The sequence below is a fragment of the Paracoccus sp. UBA889 genome, assembly GCA_002294185.1.
Classification (GTDB): domain Bacteria; phylum Pseudomonadota; class Alphaproteobacteria; order Rhodobacterales; family Rhodobacteraceae; genus Paracoccus.
Genome location: DBFD01000041.1, coordinates 100,834 through 116,626 on the forward strand (window position 1 = coordinate 100,834; position 15,793 = coordinate 116,626).

Below are 15,793 nucleotides of genomic sequence, written 5' to 3' on the forward strand. Positions count from 1 at the left end.
CCGCCGCCCTCGCCGCCACCACCACCGCGCCCGATCGCGGCGCCCGATCCAGGCCGCTGGCCGGTGCGCGGGCCGCTGATGGTCGGCCTTCTGGCGATCCTGATCCTGTTCGGCGGATTCGGTCTCTGGGCGATGGAAAGCCGCATCGCGGGCGCGGTCGTCGCGCCGGGCCAGGTCGAGGTCGAACAGCAAAGACAGGTGGTCCAGCATCCCGATGGTGGCGTGGTCGAGGAAATCGCCGTCACGGACGGGCAATCCGTCGCCGCCGGCGATCTGCTGATCCGGCTGGACGGCTCGCTTGTGAAAACCGAACTGACCATCGTCGAGGGTCAGTATTTCGAAATCCTCGCCCGACGCGGCCGGCTCGAGGCCGAACGCGCGGCGGCGCAAGAGATCACCTTTCCGCGTCCGCTGACCGAGGCGGCCGCCAGGGACGCAAGCCTTGACGACCTGATCGCGGGCCAGCGCAGCCTGTTCGAGGCCCGCCGCGATACGCAGGCGCAATCGCTGGACCAGCTTGCCAAGCAATCGCAGCAGGTGGCCCAGCAGGTCGAAGGGATCGACGCGCAGATTGCCGCGATGGGCCAGCAGCGCGACCTGATCGGACAGGAACTGAAGGACCAGCAAAGCCTGCTGGATCGCGGACTGGCGCAGGCATCGCGCGTGCTGGGTCTTCAGCGCGAGGCGGCCCGGATCGATGGCCAGATCGGAGAGTTGAAGGCCAGCCGCGCGGCCTCGGAAACCAAGCAGACCGAGATCGACGTCGAAAGGCTGCGGATGACGGCCCAACGCCGCGAGGATGCCGAAACCCAGTTGCGCGACCTTGGCTATCGCGAACTGGAACTGGCCGAACGCCGCCGCAGCCTGACCGAGCAGATCAGCCGGCTGGACATCCGCGCCCCTGTCGCCGGCCTGATCTACGATCTGAAGGTGACGACGCCCCGCTCGGTCATCCGGCCGGCCGAGCCCCTGATGTATATCATACCGCAGGACCGCCCGCTGGTCATCGGCGCACGCATCGCCACGATCAACGTGGACGAGGTGATGATCGGCCAGCCGGTCGTGCTGCGCTTCTCGTCCTTCTCGTCGCGCACGACGCCCGAAATTGACGGACGGCTGGGCCGGATTTCGGCCGACGCACTGGTCGATGAGGGCACCCGGACCCCTTACTACCGCGCCGAGGTCACGATTCCGCCCGAAGAACTCGAGAAGCTGGGCGACATGGCGCTGATCCCGGGGATGCCGGTCGAGGTATTCATCCAGACGGGCGAACGCAGCCCCATGGCCTATCTGCTGAAGCCGCTGGCGGACTATTTCAACCGCGCCTTCCGCGAAAGCTGATCCGGCCATCCTCGAAGGTCCCGTCAAGGCCGGCCTCTGATGATGGCGGCTGGCCTCGGGGGCCGCGACCGGCCCGGCGGCCTGACCGAACATCACCCATGGGTTGCGCCTGCGCCCCGGCTGACGCAGCCTCGGACCTCGATACAAAGCAAGGAGCCAGCATGTTGAGAGCCCTGTCCCGCCCCGCAACCCGGATGATGGAGCGCTGGCTGCCCGATGCCTTCATCTTCGTCATCGTCCTGACGCTGATCGCGGCGATCGCGGCGGTCGCGACACAGGGCACCAATCCGGTGACGCTGATCCGGATCTGGGGCGACGGTTTCTGGGAGCTTTTGCAATTCTCGATGCAGATGCTGCTGGTGCTGGTCACCGGCTTCATCCTTGCAAGTTCGCCTCCGGTTCGCCGCGTCCTGCAATGGATCGCCGGCTTCGCCGGCTCGCGCGGCTCGGCGATCGTGCTGGTCAGTGTGGTGTCGCTGGCCGCGAGCTGGCTGAACTGGGGCTTCGGATTGGTTGTCGGCGCCATCTTCGCCAAGGAACTCGCACGGCAGGTCCGCGTCGATTATCGTCTGCTGGTGGCGGCGGCCTATTCCGGCTTCGTCATCTGGCACGGCGGCTTGTCCGGCTCGATCCCGCTGACCATCGCGACGCCGGGCCATTTCACCGAAAACCAGATCGGCGTGATTCCGACCTCGCAGACGATCTTCTCGGCCTGGAATCTGACCATCGCGGTCGCGATCCTGATCACCGTTCCGCTGGTCAATCGTGCGATGCTGCCGACCGAAGAGGAACAGGTCCTTGTCGATCCGGCGCAACTTGGCGAGGATGCCGGACCGGCCTCCGCGGAACGCAGGGCCACACCCGCCGAGCGGCTGGAAACCAGCCCGATCCTGATGTGGCTGATCGGGTTGCCCGGATTGGTCTGGCTGGCGATCTATTTCCTCGGCGGCGGCGGCATCAACCTGAACACGGTGAATTTCCTGTTCCTGTTCCTGGGCATTCTCTGCCATGGCACGCCGCGAAACCTGCTGGCGGCACTGGACCAGGGTGTGCGCGGCGGCGCCGGGATCGTCATCCAGTTTCCCTTCTATGCCGGGATCATGGCGATCATGACCGGCAGCGGCCTGGCCGCCAGCATGTCGGAATGGTTCGTCTCGATCTCGACCGCCGAGTCGCTGCCCTTCTGGGCCTTCATCAGCGCGGGAATCGTCAACATCTTCGTTCCCTCGGGGGGCGGGCAATGGGCGGTTCAGGCGCCCGTCATGCTGCCCGCGGCCGAGGCGCTTGGCGCCGATATTCCGCGCGTGGTGATGGGCGTGGCCTGGGGCGATGCCTGGACGAACCTGCTGCAACCGTTCTGGGCGCTGCCGATGCTGGGCATTGCCGGGCTGAAACCGCGCGACATCATGGGCTTCTGCGTGGTGCAATTGCTGATCACCGGCCTGGTGATCGGGGGCCTTCTGTATCTGCTATAGCCTCGGGGCCCTTGGCCCCTTCGCCCCCGGTCCAACTCGGCAGGTTCGTCGCAAAAAACGCGCCGGGCCGCGGCCATTGCGCTATCGTTTCCTGCGTCGGCTGGACGCGCGCCTGACCTCGGACAGACGTGCCTGAGTGGACATGCGCCGGGCGCCGCCGCCCTTGTTCTTGCCCTTTCGCGGACCTGCGGGCAGTGCCTTGCCGTCCAGTTCCAGCAATTCCAGCGTCAGCCCGCCGGTGACCGGCACCGCCTCGGTCAGGCGCACCGTGACACGCTGGCCCAGGGCGATTTCCAATCCGGTATCGGCGCCGAGAAGTCTCTGTGCATCGGGATCGAAATGGAAATATTCGCGGCCCAGGTCGCGGATCGGCAGCAGGCCGTCGGCTCCGGTCTCGTCCAGTTTCACGAAGGCGCCAAATCGCTGGATGCCGCTGATCCGACCCGTCATCTCGGTGCCCACACGCTCGGACAGGTAGGCGGCCAGATAGCGGTCGGTGGTGTCGCGTTCGGCCGCCATCGACCGGCGCTCGGTCTCGCTGATATGGGTCGCGGTCTCTGACAGGCGGTCCATGTCGCCATCAGACAGCCCGTCCGCCCTGCCCCCGCGCCCGCCGCCCCAGCCATGCGCCGAAATCAGCGCGCGATGCACGATCAGGTCGGAATAGCGGCGGATGGGCGAGGTGAAATGCGCATAGCTTTTCAGCGCCAGCCCGAAATGGCCGAAATTTTCCGGGTGGTAATAGGCCTGCGTCATCGACCGCAAGGTCGAGATGTTGATCAGTTCATCGAAATCGGTGCCCTCGGACTGGGCCAGAAGCCGGTTCAGGTGGCTGGTATGCAGCACCTGCCCCTTGGCCAGGTTGAAGCCGGATGCCTGCGCCACCTCGCGCAGCGCGTCGATCTTGTCGAGGCTGGGTTCCTCGTGCACGCGGAACAGCAGCGGCCGTCGGCGCCGGGTCAGTTCCTCGGCCGCGGCGACATTGGCCAGGACCATGAATTCCTCGATCAGGCGATGCGCATCGAAGCGGTCGCGGAAATTCACCGATCTAACGCGACCATCCGGGGTCAGCTCGATCCGCCGTTCGGGCAGGTCCAGATCCAGCGGCTGGCGGCGCGCGCGCGCATCGCGCAACAGGCCGTAGGCATGCCAAAGCGGTTTGATCACGCTGTCCATCAGCGGTCTGGTCTGTTGATCGGGATCCCCGTCCGCGCCCGCCTGCGCCTGTTCATAGGCCAGGCTGGCGCGGCTGTTCATCATCCCGCGATGAAAATTGTGGCTGATCTTGTTGCCCTGGGCATCCAGCCGCATCCTGACCGCAATCACCGGGCGGTCCACGCCTTCGTGCAGCGAACACAGATCCGCCGACAGCGCCTCGGGCAGCATCGGGACCACGCGGTCGGGAAAATAGGTCGAGTTGCCGCGCGTCCATGCCTCGCGATCCAGCGCCGAGCCGGGCCGGACGTAATGGGCCACATCGGCGATGGCGACCCAGATCGTCGCGCCGCCGTCATCCTCGATCATGGCCGCCACCGCGTCGTCGTGATCGCGCGCATCCGACGGGTCGATGGTCACAAGCGGCAGGTCGCGCAGATCCTCGCGCCCCTTCATCGTGGCGGGCTTTTGCGATTCGGCTTCCTCGACCACCTTTTCGGGAAATTCGTCGGGAATCCCGTGCTGATGGATGGCGATGAGGCTGACCGACCGCGGGGCCGACGGATCGCCCAGCCGTTCGATGATCCGCGCCTGGGGCAGGCCCATCCGCGCCCTGGGCCCGACCTGTTCGGCCTGCACCAGTTCGCCGTTCTGCGCGCCCTGGGTGGCGTCGGCGCGGATCCGCCATTCCTTGTCCTGGCCCTTGTCGATGGGCAGAATGCGGCCGCCCTCGGTGTCCTTGCGGAAGATGCCGGTGATACGGTTGGGTGCGGCGGTGATGCGGCGCATCAGACGGGCCTGATATTGATGATCCTCGCCGTGGACCTCGACCAGCCGGGCCAGGAACCGCTCGCCCCGCCCCAGTGCCGGGTCGGTCTGGCGCGGCGTATACAGGATCCTGGGCACGGGCCCCTCGCCGCGCCATTCCAGCGGACGCGCGAACAGATCACCCGAGCCGTCCGGGGCCAGCAATTCCAGAACGGTCACGGCAGGCAGCTTTTCGGCGTCCAGATAGTGACGGCGGCGGCGTTCCAGCTGGCCTTCGGCCTCCAGTTCCTTCAGCAGGCGTTTCAGCTCGATCCGCTGCGCGCCCTTGATGCCGAAGGCTTTCGCGATGTCGCGTTTGGAATTGGCGTCGGGATGGTCCGAAACCCAATCCAGGATCTGCTGCTTGTCGGGTAGCTGGGTCATGAAGATCGCCCTGTCAGGATGGCGGAAGAAACGCAATCACAGATCGCGGCTCATGTCCCGGTGCGGGATGCCGGCATCGTCATAGATGGGACCGCAAACCGAAAACCCAAGCTTCTGGTAAAAGCCGATGGCATGGGTCTGTGCCCCCAGCATGGCTCGCGTGATGCCGGGGCGGGCTTGCAGCATCGTGACCGCCGCCCGGATCAGCGCCGCGCCATGGCCCGCGCCGCGCGCCTCGGGCAGGACACAGACGCGGCCGATCTTGCCGGTGCCGTCCTTGATCAGGATCCGCGCGGTGCCGATGGCGGTGCCGTCCTGCCAGACCAGAAGATGCAGCGCCTGCCCGTCCAGCCCGTCCCATTCCTCGGCCTCCGCGACACCCTGTTCCTCGATGAAGACCTTTCGGCGCAGGGCGCGGCAGCGGTCCAGATCGCGCGTCTCCTCGATCTTCATGCGAAAAATCTTTCCAGAATGCGTTGGTAGATCATCTTCAACTGACGGACCTGCGCCTGAGGCACGCGCTCGTCGACCTGGTGCATGAAATGGCCGACCAGTCCGAATTCCACGACCGGGCAAAGATCCTTGATGAACCGTGCGTCCGAGGTTCCACCCGAGGTGGACAGGATCGGCCGGCGTCCCGTCTGCTGTTCGACCACGTCGCGGACCAGATCGACGAAGGGGCCGGGTTCGGTCACGAATGCCTCGCCCGAAACGTCGGCATCGATGTTCAGGACGACGCCGGTTTCGTCGCCCAGCACCGCGGCGCGCCGGGTCAGCTCCTCGGCCAGCGAGGCGGCGGTATGCAGGTCGTTGAAGCGGATATTGACCACGGCCGAGGCACGTTCGGGGATCACGTTCGAGGCCGGGTTGCCGCAATCCACCGACACGATCTGAAGACCGCTCGGCTCGAAATGGTCGGACCCCGAATCCAGCGGTGCGGCGATCAGATCGTTCAGATAGCGGGTCAGCGTGTGAAGCGGATTCCTGGCCCGATGCGGATAGGCGGCATGGCCCTGCAACCCCGTGGCGCGGATTCGGTAGGTGGCCGATCCGCGCCGGCCGATCTTCATCATCTCGCCCATCGCATCGGGGTTCGATGGCTCACCGACGATGCAGGCCTGCATTCGTTCGCCGTTTTCTTCCATCCAGTCGATGATCGCACTGGTGCCGTGTGTCGACGGGCCCTCCTCGTCGCCGGTGATGGTCAGGATCACCGCGCCGTCGGGGGGTGTTTCGGTGACGAAATCGATGGCGGCCGCGGTAAAGGCCGCGACGCCCGATTTCATGTCGGTCGCACCGCGCCCCCAGATCAGGCCGTCCTCGACATGGCCGCTGAAGGGCGGATGGGTCCAGGATCCAAGATCTCCGGGCGGCACGACATCGGTGTGGCCGTTGAACCCCAGAGCCGGCCGGCCTTTTGCGCCCCAGCGGGCGAACAGGTTCGGCGTGCCCCCGCGATCGATGCGGTGGGTCTCGAAACCCGCCTGGTGCAGCATGTCCCCCAGCAGGACCAAGGCGCCGCCCTCTTCCGGCGTGACCGAAGGGCAGCGGATCAGGCGGGCGGTCAGGTCGGCGGCGTCAATCATCTCATATCCCGGTCTCGAAGGCGCGGCGGACCAGGTTCAGCCCGGTCACGACCAGCAGCACCAGCGTCCAGCGCCGAAACTGCACCACATCAAGCCGGTCCTGCAAGGCGAAGCCGGCCAGCATTCCGGCAAAGGCGGGAAGCACCAGCAGCACCGACAGCGGCAGCGTCCGCGCGTTCAGCACCCCCGAGGCCAGATGTGCGCCCGTCAGCACCATCCCGCCCAGCAAAAAGACGACGCCCTGGACGCGGACCTGTTCGCGCTTGCTGACACCCAGCGACATCAGCAGCACGATCAGCGGCGGTCCCCAGATCCCCGAGATCCCGCCATAAAGGCCGCCGATAATGCCGGTCGCGATCTCGGCCCTTCGGCGGTGATGCGACGGCACGACCAGCGGACGCCCCGACAATTGCCAGATCGCAAAGCCCACGATCGGCACGCCCAGCAGCGCATACATGATGCTTTGCGGAATGGCGCGGGCAAAGCCGGCCGAGACGGCGATGAAGACCAGCAGCATCGTGATATGCCAGCGGAAATCGCGGACCGAACGCCAGGCCTCGCGCGGCCCCTGCCGCAAGGTTTGCTGGATGTTGGTCACCAGCGTCGGAATGATCAGCGCGGCCAGCGCCGTGGTCGGCGGCAGGATCGAGCCGAAGGCCGACAGCATGATCACCGGCATGGCGAAACCGATGGTTCCCTTCACGAAACCCGCAAAGGCCGTGACTGCGACGACGGCCAGCATCTGCCATGGTTCGACCCCGAACATGACCGCGACGCTAGACCCGCGACACGGGAATGGAAATGGCACGTCGCGGCAAATTCATCAGACATTTTCGTTCTTTCAAGACTGGGTTTGCGCATTATAGTTGCGCTGCGCCTGCGAAGGCTCTAGCTATGCCGCGACGCCGCAAGAGGATGCCCCGATGAAAGACATGCAAACGACCGCCACCGTCCTGTCCGAGATCGAATCCCTTCAGGCCCGCGCCGTCGAGACCCTTTGCGCAAGGGTCGCACCGACGGGCAAGGTGGATTCGGCGCTGCTGGAGGTCCATCAGCACGCGGCTCATGCCCTGTCGTGGCTGGCCACCTACGTCGAATCGCTGTCGCAATTGTCGGCCTGGTCGGCCCGCGTATCGGGCGAGATGGAGGATTTGATCGTCCGGATCGGGTTCGGCGAATACCTGACCCAGATCGCCGGCGGCATCATGATGAGCCAGAACGAATTCGCCCGGCTGTCGGATCTGGGGGTGACCTGGCAGCCCTCGGACGCCGCCCGCGCCCTGATGAACGGCAACACCCCCGAGGCGCGCGCCAGCCTGGCGCGGATGATCGCCGAACGGCAAGGCAGCGCCACCTTCGGTGCAACCGGCCTGGACGAGGACCTGGAGATGATCCGGGACCAGTTCCGCCGCTGGACCGATGACAGGGTCGTTCCCCATGCCCATCAATGGCATCTGCAGGACGCACTGATCCCGATCGAGATCGTCGAGGAACTTGCCGGACTGGGGGTCTTCGGACTGACCATTCCCGAAGATCTGGGCGGTCTGGGCCTGTCCAAGGCGGCGATGGTGGTGGTTTCGGAGGAATTGTCGCGCGGCTATATCGGCGTGGGCAGCCTTGGCACGCGCAGCGAGATCGCGGCCGAACTGATCCTTGGCGGCGGCACCGCCGCGCAGAAGGAACATTGGCTTCCGAAACTGGCCAGCGGGGAAATCCTGCCCACGGCGGTCTTCACCGAACCCAATACCGGCAGCGACCTGGGCGCGCTGCGGACGCGGGCAGTCAGGGAAGGCGATGTCTGGAAGGTGACCGGCAACAAGACCTGGATCACCCATGCCGCGCGCGCCCATGTCATGACGCTGCTGGCCAGAACCGATCCTGACAGCGACGATTATCGCGGCCTGTCGATGTTCATCGCCGAAAAGACGCCGGGCACCGCCGACGATCCCTTCCCCACCCCCGGCATGACCGGCGGCGAGATCGAGGTGCTGGGCTATCGCGGCATGAAGGAATACGAACTGGGCTTCGACGGATTCGAGGTCGGCGACGAGAACCTGCTGGGCGGGTCCACCGGCCAGGGCTTCAAGCAATTGATGCAGACATTCGAATCGGCCCGCATCCAGACCGCCGCGCGGGCCATCGGCGTTGCCCAGAACGCGCTGGAACTGGGCCTGAAATACGCGCTGGACCGCCGGCAATTCGGCAAGGCCCTGATCGAATTTCCGCGCGTCGCCGACAAGTTGGCGATGATGGCGGTCGAAATCATGATCGCGCGGCAACTCACCTATCACAGCGCCTGGGAAAAGGATCACGGCCATCGCTGCGACCTGGAGGCGGGGATGGCCAAGCTGCTGGGCGCGCGGGTGGCCTGGGCCTGTGCCGACAATGCTTTGCAAATCCACGGCGGCAACGGCTTTGCGCTGGAATACCCGATCAGTCGGGTGCTGTGCGATGCCCGGATCCTGAACATCTTCGAGGGCGCGGCCGAAATACAGGCCCAGGTCATCGCGAGACGGCTTTTGACCCCGGCCGTTTCAGGCTAGACTTCGGAAACCAAAGCGGTTTCGAAGCGTTCGTTTCCGATTCCGGCCCGAAGGAGATCGCCCATGTCCCGTCCCGCCCGCCGTTTCGCCCTTGTCGGCGCCCTGACATTCGCCGGTGTGGCGCTTGCCGCCTGCGCGCCGGCCACCGCGCCCGGCGGCTCCGCGCCCGGCGAGGATCGCGGCTTCATTCCCGGTGGCAGCTATGTGCTGGTCGGCATGGATGGCAAGACCGTGCCGCTGCGCAACGTGACGCTGGTGGTTGAAGAGAACCGGCTCTCCGGCCAGGCGCCCTGCAACGGCTATTCGGCCACGAACAATGCGGAATTGCCCGCGATTGCGCTGTCGCCGATCGTGGCGACGAAGGTGGCTTGCAAGGACATGAAGCTGGAAACCCGTTTCCTTTCGGTGCTGCAACAGGCGAATTCGGCCGATTTCTACGGCGGCGTGCTGCGGGTCAAGTCTCCTTCGACCTGGCTGATATTCGAACGCGGGATGCGCGACACCAGCGGCGTCAGCGCACTGGAACAGGCACGCGGCACTCAGTAATCCGTGCCAGCCGGTGGCGGCAGCAGGCGCGTGACAAGCCGGTCGCGCGCGGCGGGCAGCGGCCGCCCCACCAGTTCGGCGGCGATTCGGCTGCGCAGGAAGTGACCGGTAATGGCCAGGCCCTGCGTCAGCCCCCGCGCCCGGCCTTCGGGCCGGTCGTCGCCCGTCCGGCCCAGAAGCGGCGGCAGCGGCAACAACCGGTCGGCCCATTCCCCCGCGCCGGCAAGGCTGACCGCGCGGCCCGAACGCGGGCTGACATAGGCCAGCCCCTCGGTCGCGCCGGTGACCGCGCAGGATGACAGGTCCAGCCCGAAACCCATCTCGTCAAGCAGCCGCATCTCCCATTGCAGATAGGCGACGCCCCAGTCAGAGCCGGTTTCGATCGCGTCCAGCAGCGCCTCGGTCCGGAAGAAGAGATCGGGATGGGGATCGCGTTCGGGCAGCGCGAAGACCAGCAGCGCGCAGATCGCGTTCAGGCCGGCCAGCGCCAGCGGATCGCCCATGATCCCCGCGCGCAGCCGCACCGGCTCGACCGCGAAATGGCCAAGCTGATCGTCCCGGCGTGCCCGCCAGCGCAGATCCAGCCGCGCCCCCGGCTGCAGCATCGCCGCGCGCGTGCGCGAGACGCCGCCGGGCACAAGACCCGCGTGCCGACCATGCCGCGCCGTCAACACGTCAAGGATCACCGCGGATTCGCCATGCGGCCTGCGCGCCAGCACCGTGCCCTCGGCTTGCCATTCCATCGCCCCGTGTCAGCCGGGCTGCGGCAGGGTCAGCCCGCCATCTTCGGCCAGCGGCCAGAACGGATTTGTCGCGATTTCCCAGACATGGCCGTCGGGATCGGCGAAATAGCCGGAATAGCCGCCCCAGAACACCTTTTCGGGCATTTTCAGGCAGCCGGCCCCGGCTGCAAGCGCGGCCTGAAAGACCGCATCCGTTTCCGCGTCATCACTGCAATTCTGCGCCAGCGTGATCGCGCCGGTTCCCAGATCCGCATCGGGGCGGCCCTGATCGGCGGCAAGGTCGGAGCGTCCGAACAGCGCCAGAACCGCGCCATTCATCTGAAAGAACAGGACGCCCTCTTGCGAGGCCGGATGCGGCGTCCAGCCCCAATCGGCATAAAAGGCCGCCGACCGGTCCAGATCGGTCACGCCAAGCGTGATCAGGGTGACGCGCTGTCGGGGTAAGGTCATGGCTCTCTCGCTTGGACAAGGTATCAGGCTGTCACGGCGCCGGCGCATCGGCAAGACCCAGGGCAAGGCCGCGTGCAGGCGGCGCAAGACGATTTCAGACGCCTCGCAACCGCGCGCGCCGCCTGTCGCCCGCCTCGCGCAGCAGCGACAGGGTATAGACCGCAAGCGCGATCCAGATCATCGGGAAGGCAATCATGCGCGCGATGCCAAAGGATTCCCCGAACAGCAGGACCGCGACAAGAAAGATCATCGTCGGCGTGATGTATTGCAGGATACCGATGGTGGACAGGCGCAGCAGCTTGGCGCCGTTGGCATAAAACAGCAGCGGGATGGCGGTGACCGGACCGCAGCCCAGCAAAAGCAACATGTCAAGGCCCGTGCCGGTGCCGAAGAACGCCCCGCCTTGCGCGGATCGCCAGACCAGCCAGGCCAGGGCAAGCGGGCTCAGCAACAGAACCTCCAGCGTGAAGCCCTGATTGGGACCCAGCGGCAGGCTTTTCTTGCAATAGGCGTAAAGGCCCCAGCTGAGTGTCAGCACCACCGCCGTCAGTGGCAGCCGCCCGGCTTTCATGCTCAGGACCACGACCGCGGCGAAAGCCAGCCCGATCGCGATCCATTTCAGCCGGTTCAACCGTTCGCCCAGCAGCGCCGCGCCAAGCGCGACGCTGAAAAGCGGATTGATGTAATAGCCAAGCGCCGCGTCAAGGGCATGACCGTTTCCCACCGCCCAGACATAGGTCAGCCAGTTGATCGAGATCAGGACAGCCGTCACCCCGGCCATTGCCAGCAGACGCGGATCGCGCAGCGCCACGCCCAGATCCCCGGTGCGGCGCTGCCAGATCAGCACCGCGGCCGCAATGGGCAGGGACCACAGGATCCGATGCGCGATCACGTCGATCGCGGGCAGATGCGCCAGCGCCTTCATGTAGATCGGCAGCAGGCCCCAGCTCAGATAGGCGGCCAGCGCATAGGTGAAGCCTTGCGGCGAATCGATGTTCGAGGATCTGCCCATGCGAATTGCATATGCTGCAGATCGCGGTAACGCCAGACGGGACCGCGAGGCGGCCCGGTTGCGGACCCGGCAAGGCACAGGCGCGAGGGCGTCAGTCCAGCCCGACCTCGTCCAGCAGGGTTCTTCCATCGCGGCTTTCGATTTCGATCACCCACAGATCGGGATCGAAACCGCGCTGGCGGCGGATGGTCTCGTCTATCCGGGCCTCGGGCCCCTCGCCGGTCAACTGCCAGGGCCGGGTATCGGTGTCGAAGTCCCATTCGCGGGCGTAAAGCCGGGCGCTGCCATCCGGACGGACGCATTTGACCAGCACCGCGCCGGCGGTGTCATCGCCATGGGCGATCACATAGGCGGGGATGTTCGCCAGCCCCAGCCGCGCCAGATAGGCGGATACCCAGATCCCCGCCGCAAGCCTGGGCTCGGGCATCAGCGGCCCGGATCGCCGTCGCGAAAATCGAGGCCCATCTCGCCATAGCGTTCAGCCTCGTCCTGCCAGTTCTCGCGGACGCGGACCTGCAGGAACAGGTGAACCCGGCGATCCATGAATTCCTCCATCTCGGCGCGGGCCGCCTGACCGACCGCCTTGATCGTCTCGCCACGCTTGCCCAGAACGATGCCCTTGTGTCCCTGCCGGGCGACATAGATCACCTGATCGACCCGCGCGCTGCCGTCCTTCTTCTCCTCCCAGCCCTCGGTCTCGACCGTCAACTGATAGGGAATTTCCTCGTGCAGGCGCAGGGTCAGCTTTTCGCGCGTGATCTCGGCCGCGATCATGCGCATCGGCAGATCGGCGATCTGGTCCTCGGGATAGAGCCACGGTCCGGCAGGCAGGGTCGTGGCCAGCCAGTCGCGAAGATCGTCGCAGCCATGTCCCCTTTCGGCCGAGATCATGAAGGTTCGTTCAAAGCCGAATTCCGCGTTCAGCCGCTGCGACAGGGCCAGCAGCGCCTCGGCCTTGACCCGGTCGATCTTGTTGATGATCAGTGCGACCGGCGTCCTGACCTCAAGCGCCTTCAGGTTGTCGATGATCGCCTGCGTACCCTCGGTCAGGCCGCGATGAGCCTCGACCAGCAACAGGATGATGTCGGCATCGGCGGCCCCGCCCCAGGCGGCGGCGATCATGGAACGGTCCAGCCTGCGGCGCGGACGGAAGATGCCCGGCGTGTCCACGAAGACGATCTGGGCGGCGCCGGCGACGGCGATGCCGCGGATGCGCGCGCGGGTGGTCTGGACCTTGTGGGTCACGATGCTGACCTTGGCGCCGACCATGCGGTTCAGCAGCGTGGACTTGCCGGCATTGGGCTCGCCGATCAGGGCGACGAAACCCGCGCGCGTGATGGGATCTGTCATCAGCGGTCCTCCAGCCTGGCAAGCAGGGCCTGGGCCGCGGCCTGTTCCACGCTGCGTTTGGTTCCCACACCCTGCGCCTGTGCCTCGCGACCATCGGCCAGCCGCGCGGTCACGTGAAAGACCGGCGCGTGATCGGGACCGCTGCGCGCGGTCTGTTCATAGACGGGCGGCGGCATCCCGTTGGCCTGCGCCCATTCCTGCAGCGCGGTCTTGGCGTCGCGGGGATCGTCTTCCAGCGTGTCCAGCCGGTCCCGCCACAGGATCAGGACCACCTGCCGGGCGGCATCGAAACCCGCATCCAGATAGATCGCGGCGATCACCGCCTCCATCGCGTCGGCCAGCAGGGCCTCCTTGCGGCGGCCGCCCGACATCATCTCGGACCGGCCCAGCTTCAGCACCTCGCCCAGCCCGATCCGACGCGCGATGGCGGCGCAGGTCTCGCCCCGCACCAGCGCGTTGTAGCGCGGCGCGAGCTGGCCCTCGGTGGCGGCCGGATCGGCCTGAAACAGCGCCTCGGCCATCACCAGGCCCAGCACGCGGTCGCCCAGAAATTCCAGCCGCTGGTTGTCGGGCCGCGTCGCCGTGGCGATCGAGCCATGGGTCAGCGCGCGCACCAGCAATTCGGGACGCGCGAAATCATGGCCCAGCCGGGTCATGAAACCCACGATATCGGCGCCCGGTCTCAATCGACCGCCTTGAAGAACCGGTCCGGGCGCCAGGTCCAGAAATACAGAAGCGAGCGTCCGGCCGAGGAGAACATGATCCGATCGGCACGACCGATCAGGAATTCGGCCGGTACGAAACCCAGTCCGCCGACCTCCTGGGGAAAGCGCGAATCCTCGGAATTGTCGCGGTTGTCGCCCATGAAGAAATACTGCCCCTCGGGAACGGTGAAGGTGGGTGTGTCGTCGGCGACCCAACCATCGACGATGTTCAGGATGTCGTGACTGACACCATTGGGCAGGGTTTCGGTAAAGCGTTCCTTGACGCATTCGCCGCCCTCGGGGACCGGATCGTTGGTGCAACGCGGGATCAGGCCCTGCGGGCCCTGCTGTTCCTTGATCTCGATGAAATCGTCCTGACGCTGAAGCGGCACCTCCGCGCCGTTCAGCCACAGGCGCCCGCCACGGACCTGCACCGTATCGCCCGGCAGACCGATCACGCGCTTGATGAAATCGACGCCACGCGTGGGATGGCGAAAGACGACGACATCGCCGCGTTCGGGTTCCGAGCCCATGATCCGGCCATTGATCGGGCATAGCGAGAAGGGGCAGGAATACCGGGAATAGCCATAGGCCATCTTGTTGACGAACAGGAAGTCGCCGATCAGCAGCGTGTCCTTCATGCTGCCCGAGGGGATCCAGAAAGGCTGAAAGAACAAGGTCCGGAAGATGCCCGCGATCAGAAGCGCCCAGAAGATCGTCTTGACCGTCTCCCAGATGCCTTCCTTCTTCTTGCCCGCCGCGCTGTCGGCCATGATGTCGTCCCCTGTCCTGTCGTGGCACGGCGGCCGCGTTCGGCTGCGTTGATGGTCCGCCGCAGGGGGCAAAGTCAAGCGATAGACGGGCTTTGCGGCCGCGCCTCGATCACCACGAAGGCCTGCGCCCAGGGGTGATCGTCGGTCAGCGTGACATGGACGATGGCGGTATGGCCGGGGGGCGTCATCCGCGCCAGCCTGTCGGCCGCCCAGCCGGTCAGTTCCATGACGGGCTGGCCGCTGCGCAGGTTGCTGACCGCCATGTCTCGCCAGCTGATCCCCATCGCAAGCCCGGTGCCAAGCGCCTTGGAACACGCCTCTTTCGCGGCCCAGCGTTTGGCCAGCGTCCCGGCATCGTCCTTGCGTCTGGCCGCCTTGGCCAGTTCGACGGGGGTGAAGACCCGGTTGCGAAAGCGGTCGCCGAACCGGTCCAGCGTGTTCCGGATCCGTTCGATATTCGCCAGATCGGTGCCGATCCCCAGGATCATGCGCCTGAAATCCGCGGCGGGACAACGGGTATTTGGACAACGGAGAAACGCACGATGATCACTTGAAACCCTGCGTCGCGATCGCGCCGGTCTGCCGGTTGACGGTGACGGAAAGCCGGAACCAGCCATCATCGGCACCGGTTTCACCATCGACCGGATAGTGGCGCGCGGGCAGCGTGATGGTCAGACCGCGCGCCGGGTCATAGCTGGCCTGATGCCGGGCGAAATCCATGTCGTAGAAGCCCAGACCGTTCTCGAGACCGACAATCAGGCATCGGCGCAGGCCCAATTCGTCGCGCGGCGGGCTGACGACCAGCAGACGCAGCGCGCCGCCTTCCGGTTCGACCATGTCCAGCAGGGCGATGCGGACCTGGCCGTCGGCATAGGTGGCGGTGTTCTTCTGCCAGGGTTCGGCGATGGTATCGACGCGGGCGGT

General features: G+C 66.0%; 17 protein-coding genes. 4 read left to right on the forward strand and 13 right to left on the reverse strand.

The features are described 5' to 3' along the window. The first annotated feature begins 78 nt into the window (after positions 1 to 78). Together B4L36_RS07240 and B4L36_RS07245 are read left to right on the forward strand one after the other, a co-directional pair. Entirely contained in the window at positions 79 to 1,341 is a 1,263-nt protein-coding gene (locus tag B4L36_RS07240; protein WP_292954585.1) for an HlyD family type I secretion periplasmic adaptor subunit, read from the forward strand. 161 nt (positions 1,342 to 1,502) lie between these two features. Continuing rightward, positions 1,503 to 2,816: a short-chain fatty acid transporter gene (locus B4L36_RS07245; RefSeq protein WP_292954518.1), complete on the forward strand. Its 1,314-nt coding sequence runs from the start codon at positions 1,503 to 1,505 to the stop codon at positions 2,814 to 2,816. A gap of 81 nt (positions 2,817 to 2,897) precedes the next feature. Here B4L36_RS07245 and rnr read toward each other — a convergent pair whose 3' ends face one another. The 4 genes from rnr to B4L36_RS07265 are packed head-to-tail and all read right to left on the reverse strand — an operon-like array spanning position 2,898 to position 7,514. Continuing rightward, entirely contained in the window at positions 2,898 to 5,162 is a 2,265-nt protein-coding gene (gene rnr, locus B4L36_RS07250; protein ID WP_292954521.1) for a ribonuclease R, read from the reverse strand. 36 nt (positions 5,163 to 5,198) lie between these two features. Beyond that, on the reverse strand, positions 5,199 to 5,615 hold the full coding sequence (locus B4L36_RS07255) for a GNAT family N-acetyltransferase (protein ID WP_292954524.1): 417 nt from the start codon (positions 5,613 to 5,615) through the stop codon (positions 5,199 to 5,201). Continuing rightward, the gene (gene dapE, locus B4L36_RS07260; protein ID WP_292954527.1) at positions 5,612 to 6,748 is read right to left on the reverse strand and encodes a succinyl-diaminopimelate desuccinylase; all 1,137 of its coding nucleotides are present in this window, start codon (positions 6,746 to 6,748) and stop codon (positions 5,612 to 5,614) included. Before dapE ends, B4L36_RS07255 begins: the two co-directional genes overlap by 4 nt. A gap of 1 nt (position 6,749) precedes the next feature. After that, a complete protein-coding gene (locus B4L36_RS07265; RefSeq protein WP_292954530.1) occupies positions 6,750 to 7,514 on the reverse strand; it encodes a sulfite exporter TauE/SafE family protein in 765 nt (254 codons plus the stop codon). 157 nt (positions 7,515 to 7,671) lie between these two features. Here B4L36_RS07265 and B4L36_RS07270 point away from each other — a divergent pair, with 157 nt between their 5' ends. Both B4L36_RS07270 and B4L36_RS07275 read left to right on the forward strand, forming a co-directional pair. Next, complete coding sequence (locus B4L36_RS07270) at positions 7,672 to 9,291, forward strand: acyl-CoA dehydrogenase family protein (protein ID WP_292954533.1); 1,620 nt, start codon at positions 7,672 to 7,674, stop codon at positions 9,289 to 9,291. Between the two features lie 63 nt (positions 9,292 to 9,354). Continuing rightward, complete coding sequence (locus B4L36_RS07275; protein WP_292954536.1) at positions 9,355 to 9,837, forward strand: META domain-containing protein; 483 nt, start codon at positions 9,355 to 9,357, stop codon at positions 9,835 to 9,837. On the opposite strand, the gene recO is transcribed toward B4L36_RS07275, so the two are convergent. The 9 genes from recO to B4L36_RS07320 form a co-directional block, all read right to left on the reverse strand. Then, entirely contained in the window at positions 9,831 to 10,580 is a 750-nt protein-coding gene (gene recO / locus B4L36_RS07280; protein WP_292954539.1) for a DNA repair protein RecO, read from the reverse strand. The two genes, B4L36_RS07275 and recO, sit on opposite strands and share 7 nt — an antisense overlap. A gap of 9 nt (positions 10,581 to 10,589) precedes the next feature. Further along, positions 10,590 to 11,030, reverse strand: a complete 441-nt coding sequence (locus B4L36_RS07285; RefSeq protein WP_292954542.1) for a VOC family protein — start codon at positions 11,028 to 11,030, stop codon at positions 10,590 to 10,592. Between the two features lie 94 nt (positions 11,031 to 11,124). After that, positions 11,125 to 12,042, reverse strand: coding sequence for an EamA family transporter RarD (gene rarD / locus B4L36_RS07290; RefSeq protein ID WP_292954545.1), 918 nt, complete (start codon positions 12,040 to 12,042; stop codon positions 11,125 to 11,127). A 91-nt stretch (positions 12,043 to 12,133) separates the two neighbouring features. Further along, positions 12,134 to 12,469 (reverse strand): DUF1491 family protein, encoded by a 336-nt coding sequence (locus B4L36_RS07295; RefSeq protein ID WP_292954548.1) that lies wholly within the window; start codon positions 12,467 to 12,469, stop codon positions 12,134 to 12,136. Then, positions 12,469 to 13,392, reverse strand: coding sequence for a GTPase Era (gene era, locus B4L36_RS07300; RefSeq protein ID WP_292954551.1), 924 nt, complete (start codon positions 13,390 to 13,392; stop codon positions 12,469 to 12,471). Before era ends, B4L36_RS07295 begins: the two co-directional genes overlap by 1 nt. After that, a complete protein-coding gene (gene rnc, locus B4L36_RS07305) occupies positions 13,392 to 14,078 on the reverse strand; it encodes a ribonuclease III (RefSeq protein ID WP_292954554.1) in 687 nt (228 codons plus the stop codon). The genes era and rnc overlap by 1 nt, the downstream gene beginning before the upstream one ends. Next, the gene (gene lepB / locus B4L36_RS07310) at positions 14,075 to 14,869 is read right to left on the reverse strand and encodes a signal peptidase I (RefSeq protein WP_292954557.1); all 795 of its coding nucleotides are present in this window, start codon (positions 14,867 to 14,869) and stop codon (positions 14,075 to 14,077) included. Before lepB ends, rnc begins: the two co-directional genes overlap by 4 nt. A 74-nt stretch (positions 14,870 to 14,943) precedes the next feature. Further along, positions 14,944 to 15,357: a holo-ACP synthase gene (gene acpS, locus B4L36_RS07315; RefSeq protein WP_292954560.1), complete on the reverse strand. Its 414-nt coding sequence runs from the start codon at positions 15,355 to 15,357 to the stop codon at positions 14,944 to 14,946. A 58-nt stretch (positions 15,358 to 15,415) separates the two neighbouring features. Further along, the coding region (locus B4L36_RS07320; RefSeq protein WP_292954563.1) for a hypothetical protein at positions 15,416 to 15,793 on the reverse strand (378 nt) is incomplete at its 5' end.

Coding starts and splice junctions, on each gene's coding strand:
- B4L36_RS07270 (WP_292954533.1), top strand. CDS start 7,672: ATGAAAGACATGCAAACGACCGCCACCGTCCTGTCCGAGATCGAATCC.
- acpS (WP_292954560.1), bottom strand. CDS start 15,357: ATGATCCTGGGGATCGGCACCGATCTGGCGAATATCGAACGGATCCGG.
- B4L36_RS07275 (WP_292954536.1), top strand. CDS start 9,355: ATGTCCCGTCCCGCCCGCCGTTTCGCCCTTGTCGGCGCCCTGACATTC.
- B4L36_RS07255 (WP_292954524.1), bottom strand. CDS start 5,615: ATGAAGATCGAGGAGACGCGCGATCTGGACCGCTGCCGCGCCCTGCGC.
- B4L36_RS07240 (WP_292954585.1), top strand. CDS start 79: ATGGTCGGCCTTCTGGCGATCCTGATCCTGTTCGGCGGATTCGGTCTC.
- recO (WP_292954539.1), bottom strand. CDS start 10,580: ATGGAATGGCAAGCCGAGGGCACGGTGCTGGCGCGCAGGCCGCATGGC.
- rarD (WP_292954545.1), bottom strand. CDS start 12,042: ATGGGCAGATCCTCGAACATCGATTCGCCGCAAGGCTTCACCTATGCG.
- rnr (WP_292954521.1), bottom strand. CDS start 5,162: ATGACCCAGCTACCCGACAAGCAGCAGATCCTGGATTGGGTTTCGGAC.
- B4L36_RS07245 (WP_292954518.1), top strand. CDS start 1,503: ATGTTGAGAGCCCTGTCCCGCCCCGCAACCCGGATGATGGAGCGCTGG.
- B4L36_RS07285 (WP_292954542.1), bottom strand. CDS start 11,030: ATGACCTTACCCCGACAGCGCGTCACCCTGATCACGCTTGGCGTGACC.
- lepB (WP_292954557.1), bottom strand. CDS start 14,869: ATGGCCGACAGCGCGGCGGGCAAGAAGAAGGAAGGCATCTGGGAGACG.
- era (WP_292954551.1), bottom strand. CDS start 13,392: ATGACAGATCCCATCACGCGCGCGGGTTTCGTCGCCCTGATCGGCGAG.
- B4L36_RS07295 (WP_292954548.1), bottom strand. CDS start 12,469: ATGCCCGAGCCCAGGCTTGCGGCGGGGATCTGGGTATCCGCCTATCTG.
- B4L36_RS07265 (WP_292954530.1), bottom strand. CDS start 7,514: ATGTTCGGGGTCGAACCATGGCAGATGCTGGCCGTCGTCGCAGTCACG.
- dapE (WP_292954527.1), bottom strand. CDS start 6,748: ATGATTGACGCCGCCGACCTGACCGCCCGCCTGATCCGCTGCCCTTCG.